11 protein-coding genes are annotated in these 17,412 nt (G+C 55.0%); 9 read left to right on the top strand and 2 right to left on the bottom strand.

Going from position 1 to position 17,412, the window contains the following annotated elements; all coding sequences use genetic code 11:
• Positions 1–101 precede the first annotated feature (101 nt).
• The 4 genes from ACN9MQ_RS18030 to ACN9MQ_RS18015 all read left to right on the top strand — a co-directional run bounded on the left by ACN9MQ_RS18030 (position 102) and on the right by ACN9MQ_RS18015 (position 5,373).
• The gene (locus ACN9MQ_RS18030; RefSeq protein WP_020883799.1) at positions 102–1,457 is read left to right on the top strand and encodes an MFS transporter; all 1,356 of its coding nucleotides are present in this window, start codon (positions 102–104) and stop codon (positions 1,455–1,457) included.
• Positions 1,457–2,797 carry an enolase C-terminal domain-like protein gene (locus tag ACN9MQ_RS18025; protein WP_025203355.1) on the top strand — a complete coding sequence of 447 codons (1,341 nt, stop codon included), beginning with the start codon at positions 1,457–1,459 and terminating at the stop codon, positions 2,795–2,797. Before ACN9MQ_RS18030 ends, ACN9MQ_RS18025 begins: the two co-directional genes overlap by 1 nt.
• A gap of 15 nt (positions 2,798–2,812) precedes the next feature.
• Positions 2,813–4,150, top strand: coding sequence for a glucarate dehydratase (gene gudD / locus ACN9MQ_RS18020; RefSeq protein WP_020883801.1), 1,338 nt, complete (start codon positions 2,813–2,815; stop codon positions 4,148–4,150).
• Positions 4,151–4,227: 77 nt separating this feature from the next.
• The gene (locus tag ACN9MQ_RS18015; protein WP_079231717.1) at positions 4,228–5,373 is read left to right on the top strand and encodes a glycerate kinase; all 1,146 of its coding nucleotides are present in this window, start codon (positions 4,228–4,230) and stop codon (positions 5,371–5,373) included.
• Positions 5,374–5,419: 46 nt separating this feature from the next.
• Here the strand turns inward: ACN9MQ_RS18015 and barA are convergent, their stop codons facing one another.
• A complete protein-coding gene (gene barA / locus ACN9MQ_RS18010; RefSeq protein ID WP_426021174.1) occupies positions 5,420–8,179 on the bottom strand; it encodes a two-component sensor histidine kinase BarA in 2,760 nt (919 codons plus the stop codon).
• A 57-nt stretch (positions 8,180–8,236) separates the two neighbouring features.
• Between barA and rlmD the strand changes: the two genes are divergently transcribed.
• The 5 genes from rlmD (at position 8,237) to eno (ending at position 15,921) form a co-directional block, all read left to right on the top strand.
• Positions 8,237–9,535, top strand: a complete 1,299-nt coding sequence (gene rlmD, locus ACN9MQ_RS18005; protein ID WP_148576654.1) for a 23S rRNA (uracil(1939)-C(5))-methyltransferase RlmD — start codon at positions 8,237–8,239, stop codon at positions 9,533–9,535.
• Positions 9,536–9,586: 51 nt separating this feature from the next.
• The gene (relA, locus tag ACN9MQ_RS18000; protein WP_014171414.1) at positions 9,587–11,818 is read left to right on the top strand and encodes a GTP diphosphokinase; all 2,232 of its coding nucleotides are present in this window, start codon (positions 9,587–9,589) and stop codon (positions 11,816–11,818) included.
• A gap of 69 nt (positions 11,819–11,887) precedes the next feature.
• The gene (mazG, locus tag ACN9MQ_RS17995; protein WP_032680388.1) at positions 11,888–12,679 is read left to right on the top strand and encodes a nucleoside triphosphate pyrophosphohydrolase; all 792 of its coding nucleotides are present in this window, start codon (positions 11,888–11,890) and stop codon (positions 12,677–12,679) included.
• Between the two features lie 223 nt (positions 12,680–12,902).
• Entirely contained in the window at positions 12,903–14,540 is a 1,638-nt protein-coding gene (gene pyrG, locus ACN9MQ_RS17990) for a glutamine hydrolyzing CTP synthase (protein WP_014171412.1), read from the top strand.
• Positions 14,541–14,622: 82 nt separating this feature from the next.
• A complete protein-coding gene (gene eno, locus ACN9MQ_RS17985; RefSeq protein ID WP_014885045.1) occupies positions 14,623–15,921 on the top strand; it encodes a phosphopyruvate hydratase in 1,299 nt (432 codons plus the stop codon).
• 52 nt (positions 15,922–15,973) lie between these two features.
• On the opposite strand, the gene ACN9MQ_RS17980 is transcribed toward eno, so the two are convergent.
• Positions 15,974–17,083 carry an SDR family oxidoreductase gene (locus ACN9MQ_RS17980; RefSeq protein WP_044857973.1) on the bottom strand — a complete coding sequence of 370 codons (1,110 nt, stop codon included), beginning with the start codon at positions 17,081–17,083 and terminating at the stop codon, positions 15,974–15,976.
• Positions 17,084–17,412 lie beyond the last annotated feature (329 nt).

Genomic DNA, 17,412 nt, shown 5'->3' with positions numbered 1-17,412 from the left:
TCAAGCCGTACCAAAACTGCCAAATACTAACCCTCATTCTGGTTACCCTACCGGTGCTGTACAGAATGAACTGGCGAGAGCCTGGATTCAGGAGTGCAACAATGAGTACATTAAGCCACGCGGCGAGCAGCGCTGAGAAGCGCACAAATGCGCGCTACTGGATAGTGGTGATGCTGTTTATCGTCACATCCTTTAACTATGGTGACCGTGCCACGCTGTCGATTGCCGGTTCTGAAATGGCAAAAGACATCGGTCTTGATCCGGTTGGCATGGGCTACGTTTTCTCCGCATTTTCATGGGCCTACGTTATCGGCCAAATTCCTGGCGGCTGGCTGCTTGATCGTTTTGGCTCCAAACGCGTCTATTTCTGGTCCATCTTCATCTGGTCGGCATTTACCCTGTTGCAGGGCTTCGTCGATGTGTTCAACGGATTTGGCATCATCGTTGCGCTCTTCACCCTGCGATTCCTGGTGGGCTTAGCCGAAGCACCTTCCTTCCCCGGTAACAGCCGTATTGTGGCGGCGTGGTTCCCGGCGCAGGAGAGGGGAACGGCGGTAGCAATTTTTAACTCTGCGCAATACTTTGCGACGGTGATCTTTGCCCCCATTATGGGCTGGCTGACGCATGAAGTGGGCTGGTCACATGTCTTCTTCTTTATGGGTGGGCTTGGGATCATCATTAGCTTCGTCTGGCTGAAAGTGATCCACGAACCGAACCAGCATCCCGGCGTGAATAAAAAAGAGCTGGAGTACATTGCTGAAGGCGGGGCGCTGATCAACATGGATCAGAAATCGGCAAAAGCAAAAGTACCGTTCAGCCAGAAATGGGCGCAGATCAAGCAGCTCGTCGGCTCGCGCATGATGATCGGCATCTATCTGGGCCAGTATTGCATTAACGCCTTAACTTACTTCTTCATCACCTGGTTCCCGGTTTACCTGGTGCAGGCGCGCGGGATGTCGATCCTGAAAGCGGGCTTTGTGGCGTCAGTCCCGGCTATCTGCGGTTTTGTAGGGGGTGTGCTGGGGGGCGTGATTTCCGACTGGCTGATGCGTCGTACAGGCTCTTTGAATATCGCGCGTAAAACGCCGATTGTGCTCGGCATGCTGCTCTCCATGACCATGGTGTTCTGTAATTACGTCAGCGCTGAGTGGATGATTATTGGCTTTATGGCGATGGCCTTCTTCGGTAAAGGGATCGGTGCCCTCGGCTGGGCGGTCATGGCGGATACCGCACCGAAAGAGATCAGCGGTCTGAGTGGTGGACTGTTCAATATGTTTGGCAACATCTCCGGGATTGTGACCCCCATTGCCATCGGCTACATCGTGGGAACCACCGGCTCCTTCAACGGCGCGCTGATTTACGTTGGCGTACACGCGCTGGTGGCGGTCCTGAGCTACCTGGTTCTGGTGGGTGATATCAAGCGCGTGGAACTTAAACCTGTAGTGGAGCGCGGCTGATGACGACTCAATCAAGCCCGGTGATTACCGACATGAAGGTCATACCGGTAGCCGGACAGGACAGCATGCTGCTCAACATCGGCGGCGCACATAACGCCTGGTTTACCCGTAATATCGTGGTGCTGACGGACTCCGCGGGCCACACCGGCGTTGGGGAAGCGCCGGGTGGCGAGGTCATCCACCAGACGCTGGTAGACGCCATTCCGCTGGTCGTCGGGAAAGAGGTCGCTCGCCTCAATAACGTGGTTCAGCGGGTGCACAAGGGCAATCAGTCGGCAGACTTTGACACGTTCGGCAAAGGCGCCTGGACGTTCGAACTGCGCGTCAACGCCGTCGCCGCGCTGGAGGCTGCGCTGCTTGATTTACTGGGTAAGGCGCTGAAGGTCCCGGTCTGCGAACTGCTGGGGCCAGGAAAACAGCGCGACGCGGTGACGGTGCTCGGTTATCTGTTTTACGTTGGCGATCGCAACAAAACCGACCTGCCTTATCTGGCGCATTCCCCTGGCGACCATGAGTGGTATCACCTGCGTCACCAGGAGGCACTTTCCGGTGAGGCGGTGGTTCGGCTGGCGGAAGCCGCGCAGGATCGCTACGGATTTAAAGATTTCAAGCTGAAAGGCGGCGTATTGCCCGGCGAGCAGGAGATTGAAACTGCCCGCGCGCTCAAAAAACGCTTCCCGGATGCGCGCATCACGGTGGATCCGAACGGTGCATGGCTGCTGGATGAGGCCATTGCCTTATGCAAAGGGCTGGACGACGTGTTGACCTACGCGGAGGACCCGTGCGGGGCCGAGCAGGGCTTCTCCGGTCGTGAAGTGATGGCGGAATTCCGGCGTGCCACCGGTCTACCGGTGGCCACCAATATGATCGCCACCAACTGGCGTGAAATGGGCCACGCGGTGATGCTGAACGCGGTCGATATTCCGCTGGCGGACCCGCATTTCTGGACACTCTCAGGAGCCGTTCGCGTCGCACAGCTCTGCGACGACTGGGGACTGACCTGGGGTTGTCACTCCAACAACCATTTCGACATTTCGCTGGCGATGTTTACGCACGTTGGCGCGGCGGCTCCGGGCAACCCGACCGCCATTGATACCCACTGGATTTGGCAGGAGGGAGAAGCCCGCCTGACGAAAGAACCGCTGGTAATCAAAAATGGCAAGATTGCCGTACCAGATGCACCGGGGCTGGGCGTTGAGCTTGACTGGGATCAGGTTCATCACGCGCATGAGGCGTATAAAAAACTGCCAGGCGGCGCGCGTAACGACGCGGGGCCGATGCAGTACCTGATCCCCGGCTGGACATTTGATCGTAAGCGCCCTGTTTTTGGACGTCACTGATAAAAGGATTGAACGATGAGTACTTTTACTACCCCTGTAGTCACCTCCATGCAGATCATTCCGGTCGCCGGCCATGACAGCATGTTGATGAACCTGAGCGGAGCGCATGCGCCGTTTTTCACCCGCAATATTGTCATTATCAACGATAACTCCGGGCATACCGGCGTCGGTGAAATCCCCGGTGGTGAGAAGATCCGCAAAACGCTGGAAGAGGCCGCTCCGCTGGTGGTGGGAAAAACGCTGGGCGAATATAAAAATATCCTCAATACCGTGAGAAGCACCTTCGCTGACCGTGATGCCGGCGGTCGTGGCCTGCAAACCTTCGACCTGCGAACCACCATTCACGTGGTCACCGGTATCGAAGCCGCGATGCTGGATCTGCTGGGCCAACACCTGGGCGTTAACGTTGCGTCGCTGCTGGGCGAAGGCCAGCAGCGCAGTGAAGTGGAAATGCTGGGCTATCTGTTCTTCGTTGGCGACCGCACGCTGACGCCGCTGCCGTACCAGAACCAGGCGGATGAAAAATGTGACTGGTACCGACTCCGCCACGAAGACGCGATGACACCGGATGCGGTGGTGCGCCTGGCGGAAGCCGCGTACGAAAAATATGGCTTTAACGATTTCAAACTGAAGGGCGGCGTGCTTGCGGGTGAACAGGAGGCGGAAGCCATTACCGCACTGGCAAAACGTTTCCCGCAGGCGCGCGTCACGCTCGACCCGAACGGTGCCTGGTCTCTGGATGAAGCTATCCGCATTGGTAAACAACTGAAAGGCGTGCTGGCGTACGCGGAAGATCCGTGCGGGGCTGAGCAGGGCTTCTCGGGCCGTGAAGTGATGGCGGAATTCCGTCGCGCCACCGGTTTACCCACCGCGACCAATATGATTGCCACCGACTGGCGTCAGATGGGGCACACCCTGTCGTTACAGTCTGTCGATATTCCGCTGGCAGACCCCCACTTCTGGACGATGCAGGGGTCGGTGCGTGTGGCACAGATGTGCCATGAATTTGGCCTGACCTGGGGCTCGCACTCCAATAACCACTTTGATGTCTCGCTGGCGATGTTCACCCACGTGGCCGCTGCTGCACCGGGCACGATCACCGCTATCGATACCCACTGGATCTGGCAGGAAGGTAATCAGCGTCTGACCAGAGAGCCGTTTGAGATCAAAGGAGGCATGGTGCAGGTGCCAACCACGCCGGGTCTGGGCATTGAGCTGGATATGGATCAGGTGATGAAAGCCCACGAGCTGTATCAAAAACATGGTCTGGGGGCACGCGACGATGCGATGGCCATGCAATATTTGATACCTGACTGGAAATTCGACAATAAACGTCCGTGCATGGTACGATAAACGCATTGGGACCGCTCCCATGAGCGGTCGTTTACGTGGTGTATGCTTAACGTAATGACTATGCGTAAGGATGGCTTATGAAGATTGTTATCGCACCGGATTCGTATAAGGAAAGCCTGAGTGCCCTTGAGGTAGCCACCGCGATTGAGCAGGGTTTTCGCGAGATTTTCCCCGCAGCTGACTTTGTGAAATTGCCGGTCGCCGATGGTGGAGAAGGTACCGTAGAAGCTATGGTGGCGGCGACGCAGGGGCGCATTGTCCATGCCTCTGTCTCAGGCCCGCTGGGTGAGCCTGTGGACGGGTTCTATGGCATCTCGGGTGACGAACAGAGCGCGTTTATTGAAATGGCGGCGGCAAGCGGTCTGGAGCTGGTTGCGCCTTCGCAACGCAATCCCCTTTTTACCACCTCCTGGGGGACCGGCGAGCTTATCCGGCACGCGCTGGATGCGGGCGTTAAGCATATTATTATTGGCATTGGCGGCAGTGCCACCAATGACGGCGGTGCCGGCATGGTGCAGGCGCTGGGGGTAAAGCTGCTGGATACCAACGAGCAGCCCCTTGGACAGGGGGGCGGCGAGCTGGCAAAACTGGCCCGTATCGACCTGAGCGGGCTGGATAAACGTCTGGCGGAGTGCCGGATTGAAGTCGCCTGTGACGTCACTAATCCGCTCACCGGCGACGAAGGGGCATCCGCGGTCTTTGGCCCGCAAAAAGGCGCCACGCCGGAGATGATTGTGACCCTGGATAATGCCCTGGCGCATTACGCGCAGGTCATTGCCCGGGATCTGGATATCGACGTCATCAACCTTGCCGGCGGCGGTGCGGCGGGTGGGATGGGGGCGGCACTCTACGCTTTCTGCGGTGCGCAGCTTCGTCAGGGGATTGAGATTGTCACCGATGCGCTGCATCTGGCAGAGCAGGTGGCTAACGCCGATCTGGTGATTACGGGAGAAGGGCGCATCGACAGTCAGACGATCCACGGCAAAGTGCCGGTGGGCGTCGCGAAGGTGGCTAAACGCTTTAATAAACCGGTCATCGGTATTGCGGGTAGCCTGACGGCGGATGTCGGGGTGGTACATAATCACGGCATCGACGCGGTATTCAGCGTGATTTATACCATCTGTTCGCTGGAGGACGCGCTGGAAAATGCCAGCGACAATGTGCGGATGGCCGCACGCAATATCGCTGCAGTGCTGAAAGTGGGGCAGGCGTTCAGGCTCTGAACGGCGGGCAATCCTGTTTGCCCTCTCCCGGCGGGAGAGGGCAACGCTAGTTACCTAACACCTTCATGGCTTCCCGCGTCACATTATCCATCTCGTCCAGCAGCTCCAGAAATTCCGGTTCAAGATCTGTTTCCGGCGTGCCCGCGCGAAGCTGTTGCTCCAGCAGCTGGCAGAGATTCTTCAGCCGCGGCACACCGCTGTAGCCGCAGCTACCGTGCAGCTTATGAATGGCTTCCAGCAGATCTTCCGGGTTTTCACCCACCAGCTGCTCTTCGACCTTATTACGAATTTCCGGCAGAAACGCGACCAGCATTTGCAGCATATCGCGGGCCAAATCAGGCTTACCCGCCGCCTGGCGCAGCGCAAGCTGCCAGTCAAAGGTGGCGTTTTGATTGACGCTGATTTCCACCGGTTCGGACGATACCGCGTACGTTCCGCCGATATGCCCCGGCTTATAGCGTAACAGCAGGCTGTGCAGCTTCTCTTCGTCGATAGGTTTGGCCAGATAATCATTCATTCCGGCGCTCAGCAGCTTCTCTTTCTGACCGGCCATCGCGTGGGCGGTGACCGCAATCACCGGCGTTTGCTGCTGATGCGGGAGCTGACGGATCAGCTCGCAGGCACGAATGCCATCCATGCCGGGCATTTGAATATCCATCAGAATTAAATCGAACTGCATCTGTTTCGCATGCTCAACCGCCTGCGCACCGCTGGTACACAGCTCTACGTGCTGAACCTGATCTTCAAGCAACACGCCAATCAGCTTCAGGTTGGCCGGATTATCATCCACCGCCATTACGCTCATCGGCAATTTTTGTTCATCGTCAATCAGCGGCAGGGCGTGCTGGCTCAGACGACAGTATTCCGTCAGTGCTGGCAGCAGGCGGGTCGCGGTAAGTGGCTTCAGCAGGCAGGCGGCGGCCCCGTCATTTTTTAACTCTTCTGCATTGATCTGGGCATGACACGGCAGGGCCAGCAGCAGGTAGTCGGTCATCGATGCGGCTTTCGCCAGCCGTTCCTGTTGCATGGTGAGCTCGCCGGTAAAGGTGACCGGGACCCCCAACAGCAGGATGTCGTAATGCTCCACGGCAAGCGCTGAGAAGGTAGGGCTGTAGATCACCTCCAGCGGCGTGGTGCTTAAGATATCAAGCGTACACTGCGCCGCTGCGGCGTTCGGCTCAACGTAGGCAAGGCGCATTCCTTTCAGGCAATTGGTTACCGGACCGTCGGTCAACACGTTCGGGTTAAGGTCCAGATTGATATGGAACCAGAACGTGGAGCCTCGGTTTGGCTGGCTGTGGAAAGAGATATCTCCCCCCATCTCCTTAACCAGTTTCTGTGTGATAACCAGACCCAGCCCCGTGCCGCCATGACGTCTGGAAATACTTGCATCGGCCTGACGAAACGCCTGGAACAGACGGGACTGATCCCGCTCCGGAATACCGATGCCGGTATCGCGGATCTGAACTTCAATCTGAACCTTGTTATTACTGATGGAGCGCTTTTCCACCAGAATATCAATGTTGCCGCTTTCGGTGAATTTGATGGCGTTACCGACAAGGTTTGTAATCACCTGCTGCAGGCGCAGCGGGTCGCCAATGACGTTATCCGGCACGTCATTTTTAATGTTGAGCGTCAGCTCCAGGCCTTTATCGTGCGACGAGTGTGCGAGCAGCGTCACCACTTCATCGAGCGTGCTGCGCAGCGGGAACGGGATGCTCTCCAGGATCAGCTTGCCGGCCTCCAGCTTGGAGAAGTCCAGCACGTCGTTGATGATCGCCAGCAGGTTGTTGGCCGAGCGTTCAATGGTGTGCAGATGATCGCGCTGGGTTGGGTTCAGCTCGCTTTTTAGCGTCAGACGGGTAAAGCCAATCACGCCATTGAGCGGCGTACGCAGCTCGTGGGACATATTCGCGAGGAACTCGGATTTGATACGTGCGGCTTCCTGCGCGCGTTTTTTCGCCAGATCCAGCTCAACGTTCTGAATCTCCATCTGCTCCAGGGTTTCGCGCAGGTCAGAGGTCGCCTGGTCGACGTTGTGCTGCATCTCTTCGTGATACGCTGCCAGCGACATCGCCATCGAGTTAATGCCGTTTTTGAGCATATCGAGCTCGCCCAGCATAAACCCTTCCACCCGGCTGTCGAGCTGGCCCCGGCGAATGCGGTCGACGGTGTTAACCATGTTGCGAATGGGCCCCGTCACGTCACGCATCAGGCGCCAGCCGAAGATAAGTGCTATCCCGATACAGAACAGCATCATAACGCCGGAGATGAAAATTTCTTTGTACTGCTGCAGACGCACCGACTTGAGATCCAGCTCCAGCGCCACATATCCGAGCATATTGTCGCTGGATTTGGCGTCAGACTGGGCGGATTCATCGGGTGAATAGCTTTCCGAAATAATCGGGGTGCGCAGGATCATGATATCGCCGCGTCGCAGCACGGTGAGGTGGCGCGGGAAGGGCGTACCGTCAGGAATTTTCAGGGCCGCTGGATCCAGATGAAAATTTGAGGTGACAAAGAGGCGGTTATGCTCGTCGTAAACGGAGATGGCACGCACGATATCCGAATGACGGCGGTGCAGCACGCTGATTAACTGACCTATCGATTCGCGGTTTTGCAGGTTCATCCCATACTCACTGGAGACGGCCAGCGGTTCGATAATGCTGGCACCGGCATCTTCCAGTTGCCGCTGCAAATCGTTATAGCGGTGCACCACAAAAAAGATACTCAGCAGCAAACCGATGAGAACGGTGGGGGCGAGGATCAAAATCATCATGCGCGCGCGCAGGCTGTAGTTGGTCATGGCGTTCCGTTATGGGACAATTAGGATAATTATGTTTATGTGAGAAAAATCTCGGCGATGGCGCAATTCTACTCTGCAAAGCGACGCGTGACGACGCGTCAGATCATAACTGTTGAAGCCACTGACCTCGATCCCTTTGGCCAGGGGGTTGCGCGTCATAATGGTAAGACGCTGTTTATAACAGGTTTACTGCCAACAGAACGAGCAGAAATTACGCTGACGGAAGATAAACGCCAGTTTGCACGCGGGCAGGTTAAGCAGCGTCATAACGATAGCCCGGACCGCGTGAAGCCTCGCTGCCCGCATTTTGGCGTCTGCGGTGGCTGCCAGCAACAGCATGTCAGCACAGAATTACAGCAAAAAAGTAAAAGCAGCGCCCTGGCCCGCCTGCTTAAGCACGACGTCAACGAGATCATCGCCGACCAGCCCTGGGGCTATCGTCGTCGCGCGCGTTTGAGCCTGAACTATCAGCCAAAAACTGAGCGGCTGGAGATGGGGTTTCGCAAAGCCAGCTCCAGCGATATCGTCGATATCAGGCAGTGCCCCATTTTGGTGCCCCGTCTTGAAGCATTGCTTCCTGACGTGCACGCCTGCCTCTGCGGACTGGACGGCGTTCGTCACCTCGGGCACGTTGAACTGGTCATGGCCAACAATGGCCCGCTGATGGTGCTGCGCCACACCGCGCCGCTGTCGACAAAAGATCGCGAAAAACTGGAACGCTTTTCGCATTCCCACGAGCTGGCGCTTTTCCTTGCCCCCCAAAGCGAGATACTTGAGCAACTGACAGGTGAAGCGCCCTGGTATGCGTCAAACGGGCTACGCTTAACGTTCAGTCCGCGAGATTTCATTCAGGTAAATGATGGCGTCAATCAGCAAATGATTGAAAAAGCGCTGATGTGGCTCGATGTGCAGAAGAGCGATCGGGTACTTGACCTGTTTTGCGGAATGGGCAATTTCACGCTGCCTTTGGCCCGGCAGGCGGCAAGCGTTGTGGGCGTCGAAGGCGTTGAGGCGCTGGTGGCTAAAGGGCAGGAGAACGCACGACAGAACGGCTTGCAAAATGTGACATTCTTTCACCAAAATCTTGAGGAAGATGTGACGCAGCAGCCGTGGGCGACGCAGGGGTTTGACAAAATTCTTCTCGACCCGGCGCGCGCAGGTGCACCGGGTGTAATGCAACATATAATTAAACTCGCGCCCAGGCGCGTGGTCTATGTTTCCTGTAACCCGGCAACGCTTGCCCGAGACAGTGAGGCATTAATCCGTGCGGGTTACCAGATTCAGCGTCTGGCAATGCTGGACATGTTCCCGCACACTGGGCATCTGGAATCGATGGTGTTGTTTGAGCACATCTAATTAGTTTGGCTTGTCGACTTCGACAGGCCCTGGTCCCTAAAGGAGAGGACAATGGTTGCGGTAAGAAGTGCACATCTTAATAAAGCTGGGGAGTTTGACCCACAAAAATGGATAGCAAGTCTGGGGATTTCCAGCCAGCAGTCGTGTGAACGCTTAACCGAAACCTGGGCCTACTGTCAGCGCACCACTCTGGGGCATCCTGACGCCGAACTGTTATTGTGGCGCGGCGTGGAGATGGTTGAAATCTTATCCATGCTGAACATGGATATCGAAACGCTGCAGGCCGCGCTTTTGTTCCCTCTTGCCGATGCGGATGTCGTCACTGAAGACGTGCTGCGCGACAGCGTCGGGCAATCCGTCGTGGCGTTGATCCACGGCGTACGGGATATGGCGGCAATCCGCCAGCTCAAAGCCGCACATACCGATTCCGTCTCCTCGGAGCAAGTTGATAACGTTCGCCGGATGCTGCTGGCCATGGTGGACGATTTCCGCTGCGTGGTCATCAAGCTCGCTGAACGCGTTGCCCACCTGCGCGAAGTAAAAGATGCGCCGGAAGACGAGCGCGTACTGGCCGCGAAAGAGTGTACGAACATCTATGCACCGCTGGCGAACCGCTTAGGGATTGGTCAACTGAAATGGGAGCTGGAGGATTACTGCTTCCGTTACCTGCACCCGGCAGAATATAAGCGGATTGCAAAACTCCTGCACGAGCGGCGCATTGACCGCGAGCACTATATTGAGGAGTTCGTCAGCGGATTGCGCCAGTCGATGAAAGAAGAGAATGTGCGGGCCGAAGTCTATGGTCGACCCAAGCACATCTACAGCATCTGGCGCAAAATGCAGAAGAAACATCTCGCCTTTGATGAGCTGTTTGACGTGCGCGCTGTGCGCATCGTTGCGGAGCGTCTGCAGGATTGCTACGCCGCGTTAGGGATAGTACATACTCACTTCCGCCATCTACCGGATGAGTTTGATGACTATGTCGCGAACCCGAAACCTAACGGCTATCAGTCTATTCATACCGTGGTGCTGGGGCCTGGCGGCAAAACGGTCGAGATTCAAATTCGTACCAAACAGATGCACGAGGACGCTGAGCTTGGCGTCGCGGCGCACTGGAAATACAAAGAGGGGACGTCAGGTGGCGTGCGCTCTGGTCATGAAGACCGCATTGCCTGGCTGCGTAAGCTGATTGCGTGGCAGGAAGAGATGGCGGATTCCGGCGAAATGCTGGATGAAGTGCGAAGCCAGGTCTTTGACGACCGGGTCTACGTCTTTACGCCGAAAGGTGACGTGGTCGACCTGCCAGCAGGCTCCACGCCGCTGGACTTTGCCTATCACATCCACAGTGATGTGGGGCACCGCTGTATCGGGGCGAAAATCGGCGGGCGTATCGTACCGTTTACCTATCAGCTGCAGATGGGCGACCAGATTGAAATCATCACGCAGAAGCAGCCTAACCCGAGCCGTGACTGGCTTAACCCGAACCTGGGTTATGTCACCACCAGCCGCGGGCGCTCAAAAATTCACGCCTGGTTCCGTAAGCAGGATCGTGACAAGAACATTCTTGCCGGTCGCCAGATCCTCGACGACGAGCTGGAACATATCGGCATAAGCCTGAAAGAGGCCGAGAAATTCCTGCTGCCGCGCTACAACTTCAACGAGCTGGATGAACTGCTGGCGGCGATTGGCGGCGGTGATATCCGTCTTAATCAGATGGTGAACTTCCTGCAGGCGCAGTTCAACAAGCCAAGCGCGGCGGAGCAGGATGCGGCGGCGCTGAAGCAGCTGCAGCAGAAAACCTATGCGCCACAGCAGCGCAGCAAAGACAATGGCCGCGTTGTGGTGGAAGGGGTGGGTAATCTGATGCATCACATTGCCCGCTGCTGCCAGCCAATCCCGGGTGATGATATCGTTGGCTTTATCACTCAGGGACGCGGGATTTCCATTCACCGTTCAGACTGCGACCAGCTTGCCGAGCTGCAGTCGCATGCACCGGAACGTATTGTGGAAGCGGTCTGGGGGGAGAGCTACTCGGCGGGGTACTCACTGGTGGTTCGCGTCACCGCAAACGACCGCAGCGGCCTGCTGCGTGATATTACGACCATTCTCGCGAACGAGAAGGTCAACGTGCTGGGCGTGGCCAGTCGCAGCGATACGCGCGAGCAGCTTGCCACCATCGATATGACCATCGAAATCTACAACCTGCAGGTGCTGGGCCGCGTGCTTGGCAAACTGAACCAGGTCCCGGATGTGATTGACGCACGTCGTCTGCACGGCGGGTAAGCCCACCTTTCTGTAAGCCGGGTAAGGCGTAGCCTTTACCCGGCATTTATTTTTAATCAGGACAGAATTATGACCCAAATTGACCGCCTGCTTGGCATCATGAAACGCCTGCGCGATCCGGAAAACGGCTGCCCGTGGGACAAAGAGCAGACTTTCGCCACCATCGCCCCGTACACCCTCGAAGAGACCTATGAAGTGCTGGACGCCATTTCACGCGAGGATTTTGACGACCTGCGTGGTGAGCTGGGTGACCTGCTGTTCCAGGTGGTGTTCTATGCGCAAATGGCGCAGGAAGAGGGGCGTTTTAACTTCGACGACATCTGCGCTGCCATCAGCGACAAACTGGAACGCCGTCATCCGCATATCTTTAGCGATGCCACCGCAGGCGATAGCGCGGAAGTACTGGCGCGCTGGGAACAGATTAAAAGCGCCGAGCGCGCGGAGAAATCCCAGCACTCGGCACTGGATGATATTCCCCTGAACCTGCCTGCGCTGATGCGGGCGCATAAAATTCAGAAACGCTGCTCCGCGGTTGGCTTTGACTGGACGTCTCTTGGCCCGGTGCTGGAAAAAGTGCATGAAGAGATCGACGAAGTGATGCACGAAGCGCAACAGGCTGTGGTAGATGAAGCAAAGCTTGAAGAAGAGATGGGCGATTTGCTGTTCGCGACCGTCAACCTTTCTCGCCATCTGGGTGTAAAAGCGGAAACCGCCCTGCAAAAAGCCAACATTAAGTTCGAACGACGTTTTCGCGAAGTTGAGCGGATTGTGGCCTCGCGCGGCCTGGAAATGAGCGGAATTGACCTCGATGCGATGGAAGAAGTCTGGCAAGAAGTAAAACGCCAGGAAACTGATCTCTAACGAAATTTTGCGATCAAGCGCAATTTGTGTGATTTTTTAAATGACAAGCGCTTGATTTGCGTCAAAAACATTTACCCAAAAGGGGCTATTTTCTCACTCCTTATGTTTGTCATTGGCTGGACAGGAGACGGAGAATGAAAGTTTGTGGCGCTCGCCGTGTTCGGGTATACTACTTTCCCGTCTTGGTTATTCCATCGTTTCACCCTAACTTCTCAGGTTCAGCATGACAACGAACTATATTTTTGTGACCGGCGGGGTCGTATCCTCTCTGGGTAAAGGCATTGCCGCAGCCTCCCTCGCAGCCATTCTTGAAGCCCGTGGCCTCAATGTGACCATGATGAAACTGGATCCGTACATCAACGTCGATCCGGGTACCATGAGTCCAATCCAACACGGGGAAGTGTTCGTTACTGAAGACGGCGCTGAAACCGATCTGGATCTTGGCCACTACGAGCGTTTCATCCGCACTAAAATGACCCGTCGTAACAACTTCACGACAGGCCGCATCTACTCCGACGTTCTGCGTAAAGAGCGCCGTGGTGATTATCTTGGTGCTACCGTTCAGGTTATCCCACACATCACTAACGCTATCAAAGAACGCATTATTGCGGGCGGCGAAGGCCACGACGTGGTGCTGGTTGAAATCGGCGGTACCGTGGGTGATATCGAATCCCTGCCATTCCTGGAAGCGATTCGTCAGCTGGCGGTTGATATTGGCCGTGAAAACGCGCTGTTCATGCACCTGACGCTGGTGCCTTACATGGCAGCCGCAGGTGAAGTGAAAACCAAACCTACTCAGCACTCCGTTAAAGAGTTGCTCTCCATCGGTATTCAGCCAGACATCCTGGTTTGCCGTTCCGATCGCGCGGTTCCGGCGAACGAACGCGCGAAAATTGCATTGTTCTGTAACGTGCCGGAAAAAGCCGTTATTTCAATGAAAGATGTCGATTCCATTTATAAAATCCCGGGCCTGTTGAAATCACAGGGCCTGGACGATTATATTTGTAAACGATTCAGCTTGAACTGTCCGGAAGCTAACCTGTCTGAATGGGAACAGGTTATTTACGAAGAAGCGAATCCGGCTGGCGAAGTGACTATCGGCATGGTTGGCAAGTACATTGAACTGCCAGATGCCTATAAGTCAGTTATCGAAGCGCTGAAACACGGTGGTCTGAAGAACCGCGTCTCCGTTAACATCAAGCTGATTGATTCGCAGGATGTTGAAACGCGTGGCGTTGAAATTCTGAAAGATTTGGATGCGATCCTTATCCCTGGCGGCTTCGGCTACCGTGGTGTAGAAGGCAAGATCGCCACCGCACGCTATGCGCGTGAAAACAATATTCCATACCTCGGTATCTGCCTGGGTATGCAGGTTGCGCTGATCGAATTTGCGCGCAACGTAGCGGGAATGGAAAACGCGAACTCTACGGAATTTGTGCCAGACTGTAAGTACCCTGTCGTGGCGCTTATCACTGAATGGCGCGACGAAGAAGGTAACGTCGAAGTCCGTACCGAGAAGAGCGACCTGGGTGGCACGATGCGTCTTGGCGCACAGGCCTGCCAGCTGTCTGACGATAGCGTCGTTCGCAAGTTGTATGGCGAGCCGGTTATCACCGAACGTCATCGTCACCGCTATGAAGTCAACAACATGTTGTTGAAACAAATTGAAGCTGCGGGTCTGCGTGTTGCGGGCCGCTCCGGGGATGATCAGTTAGTCGAGATCATCGAAGTGCCAAACCATCCGTGGTTTGTCGCCTGCCAGTTCCACCCGGAATTTACTTCAACGCCACGTGACGGGCATCCGCTGTTTGCAGGCTTTGTGAAAGCCGCCAGCGATTACCAGAAGCGCCAGGCGAAGTAAAAAAAGTTAGAACGGCAACGCGTACCTCTGGTACGCGTTGTTTGTCTGGAGTTTTAGTTTAACTTGTACTGAGGAAAATCTAATGTCCAAAATCGTTAAAGTCATCGGTCGTGAAATCATCGACTCCCGTGGTAACCCGACCGTTGAAGCCGAAGTTCACCTGGAAGGTGGTTTCGTCGGTATGGCAGCTGCTCCGTCAGGTGCTTCTACTGGTTCCCGCGAAGCGCTGGAACTGCGCGATGGCGACAAATCCCGTTTCATGGGCAAAGGCGTACTGAAAGCTGTTGGCGCCGTAAACGGCCCTATTGCTCAGGCAATCATTGGCAAAGACGCTAAAGACCAGGCTGGCATCGACAAGATCATGATCGATCTGGACGGTACTGAAAACAAATCTAACTTCGGTGCTAACGCAATCCTGGCCGTTTCCCTGGCGAACGCCAAAGCTGCAGCGGCTGCTAAAGGTATGCCACTGTTCGAACACATCGCTGAACTGAACGGCACTCCAGGCAAATACTCCATGCCTGTACCGATGATGAACATCATCAACGGTGGTGAGCACGCAGACAACAACGTTGATATTCAGGAATTTATGATTCAGCCAGTTGGCGCGAAATCCCTGAAAGAAGCAGTACGTATGGGTTCTGAAGTGTTCCACAACCTGGCTAAAGTTCTGAAAGCTAAAGGTATGAACACGGCTGTTGGTGACGAAGGTGGCTATGCGCCAAACCTGGGTTCTAACGCAGAAGCACTGGCTGTTATCGCTGAAGCGGTTAAAGCAGCAGGCTACGAGCTGGGCAAAGACATCACTCTGGCGATGGACTGTGCAGCGTCTGAATTCTACAAAGACGGTAAATACGTTCTGGCTGGCGAAGGCAACAAAGCGTTCACCTCTGAAGAGTTCACTCACTTCCTGGAAGACCTGACCAAACAGTACCCAATCGTTTCTATCGAAGACGGTCTGGACGAGTCTGACTGGGATGGCTTCGCATACCAGACTAAAGTACTGGGCGACAAAATCCAGCTGGTGGGTGACGACCTGTTCGTAACCAACACCAAGATCCTGAAAGAAGGCATCGAGAAAGGCATCGTTAACTCCATCCTGATCAAATTCAACCAGATCGGTTCTCTGACCGAAACGCTGGCTGCGATCAAAATGGCGAAAGACGCTGGCTACACCGCTGTTATCTCTCACCGTTCTGGCGAAACTGAAGACGCTACCATCGCTGACCTGGCTGTTGGTACCGCGGCTGGCCAGATCAAGACCGGTTCTATGAGCCGTTCTGACCGTGTTGCTAAATACAACCAGCTGATTCGTATCGAAGAAGCACTGGGCGAAAAAGCACCATACAACGGTCGTAAAGAGATCAAAGGTCAGGCATAATCGCTAAGCCTTAAAAGGAAAATGCCAGTCGCAAGACTGGCATTTTTTTTGGCTATTTAAAATCGACCGCCATTTGTTCCGGAATGGTCAGCCCCTGAGTGGTTTGCACGCAGCGGGCAATATAGTCCGTAAAGCGGGGTGGCTTAGGCATGCCCATGCTAAGCAGCTTATCATTGCTGAAGCGCACGTTGAGTGTGGCAAAAGCACCGTATAAACGCATTGCTTTCAGCATCAGGCGCTCGTTGCACGGCCCAAAAATATCCTTCAGTTCGCGGCGCATTCTGACCAGCGTTTCGTAACTTACCTGAGCGTATCGATCTCCGACAGGGGCTTTCTCCAGCGCCTGCGCCATTGCCTTATCAATATCAGCAAAGCGAACGCTGTTCTCTTCCCCGGCAGAAATATGTACCACTTCCCCTGAACGTGCATCACTGGTAAGCAGCATTAACAGCGCGTCGGCACAATAGTCCACCGGAACGACATCGATTTTGTCTTCCATCGAACACATGAATTTTTGCAGCATTAACCCCATGCTAAAGACCCAGAAAATACTGCTTGAAGGCGTGCAGCCGTGACGGGTATGGCCGACGACGATAGACGGGCGGGCGATGAGCAGCGGCAGGTCAGGACAGTGCTGGCGCATCAGCTGTTCAATGGTGGATTTCGAATAGGTATATTCCACCAGATGCTCGGCGTTCTCTCTGAATTCTGCACTTTCGGCGACCAGCGAATCCTGCTCCGGCGTGCAGGACATCGCCGTGCCAACGTGCAGGAAGCGCTGTAGGGTCGACACCCGTTCCATGCGGCGCGCCAGCGCCAGGGTTCCCTCGACGTTCACCTTCCAGATAAGCGGATTGTTGCCAAATGACGCGACGGCCGCGCAGTTAACGACATGCGTCACCTGTTCAAGACGCGGATCGTTCAGGAAGGCTTCCGGCTGGCTGAGATCGCCAATGAGGATATTCTCCACGCTCAGCGAGGCCAGTGCATGCTCAGGCACGTTGAACTTACGCATATTCTCCTGCACTCGCGCCAGCCCACCTTGCGGGTCGCTGGCGCGCGCAAGCAGAAGTAAATTTACGGCGCTCTCGCCGGTCAGGATTTTTTCAAGTACTGCACCACCCAGAAATCCGGTCACGCCTGTAATCAGTAAGGTTTTCATTGATACCGTCTCATTATGATTGATGAGGCGGATTGTAGGCGGGCGAAAGTAAACGGCGTTTAAATAAAAAAATGGCCAGCCTTACCGTTTCTTAAGCTTATTTTAAGGTAAGGAATTCAGGGGGTGAGATTGGACATTGCAGGAGGGAAGAAAATTCAATTTATAAAGATATTTATTTTAAATTACTGATTTATATATTATTAATGTGCTTCCTGTGTCGTGGGAATATTAAGTCAAAATGTAATTATAAAAATACTTTGTAACATCATTCATTGATGCGGTAAATAATTTAACGGATGCTTAAGTACACTTAAAATAACGAACTCGCA

This window comes from Enterobacter sp. R-25 (genome assembly GCF_049913205.1).
Classification (GTDB): domain Bacteria; phylum Pseudomonadota; class Gammaproteobacteria; order Enterobacterales; family Enterobacteriaceae; genus Enterobacter; species Enterobacter ludwigii.
The sequence above is the reverse complement of the archived record's forward strand: the minus strand, read 5'-3'. Positions and strand labels throughout refer to the sequence as shown.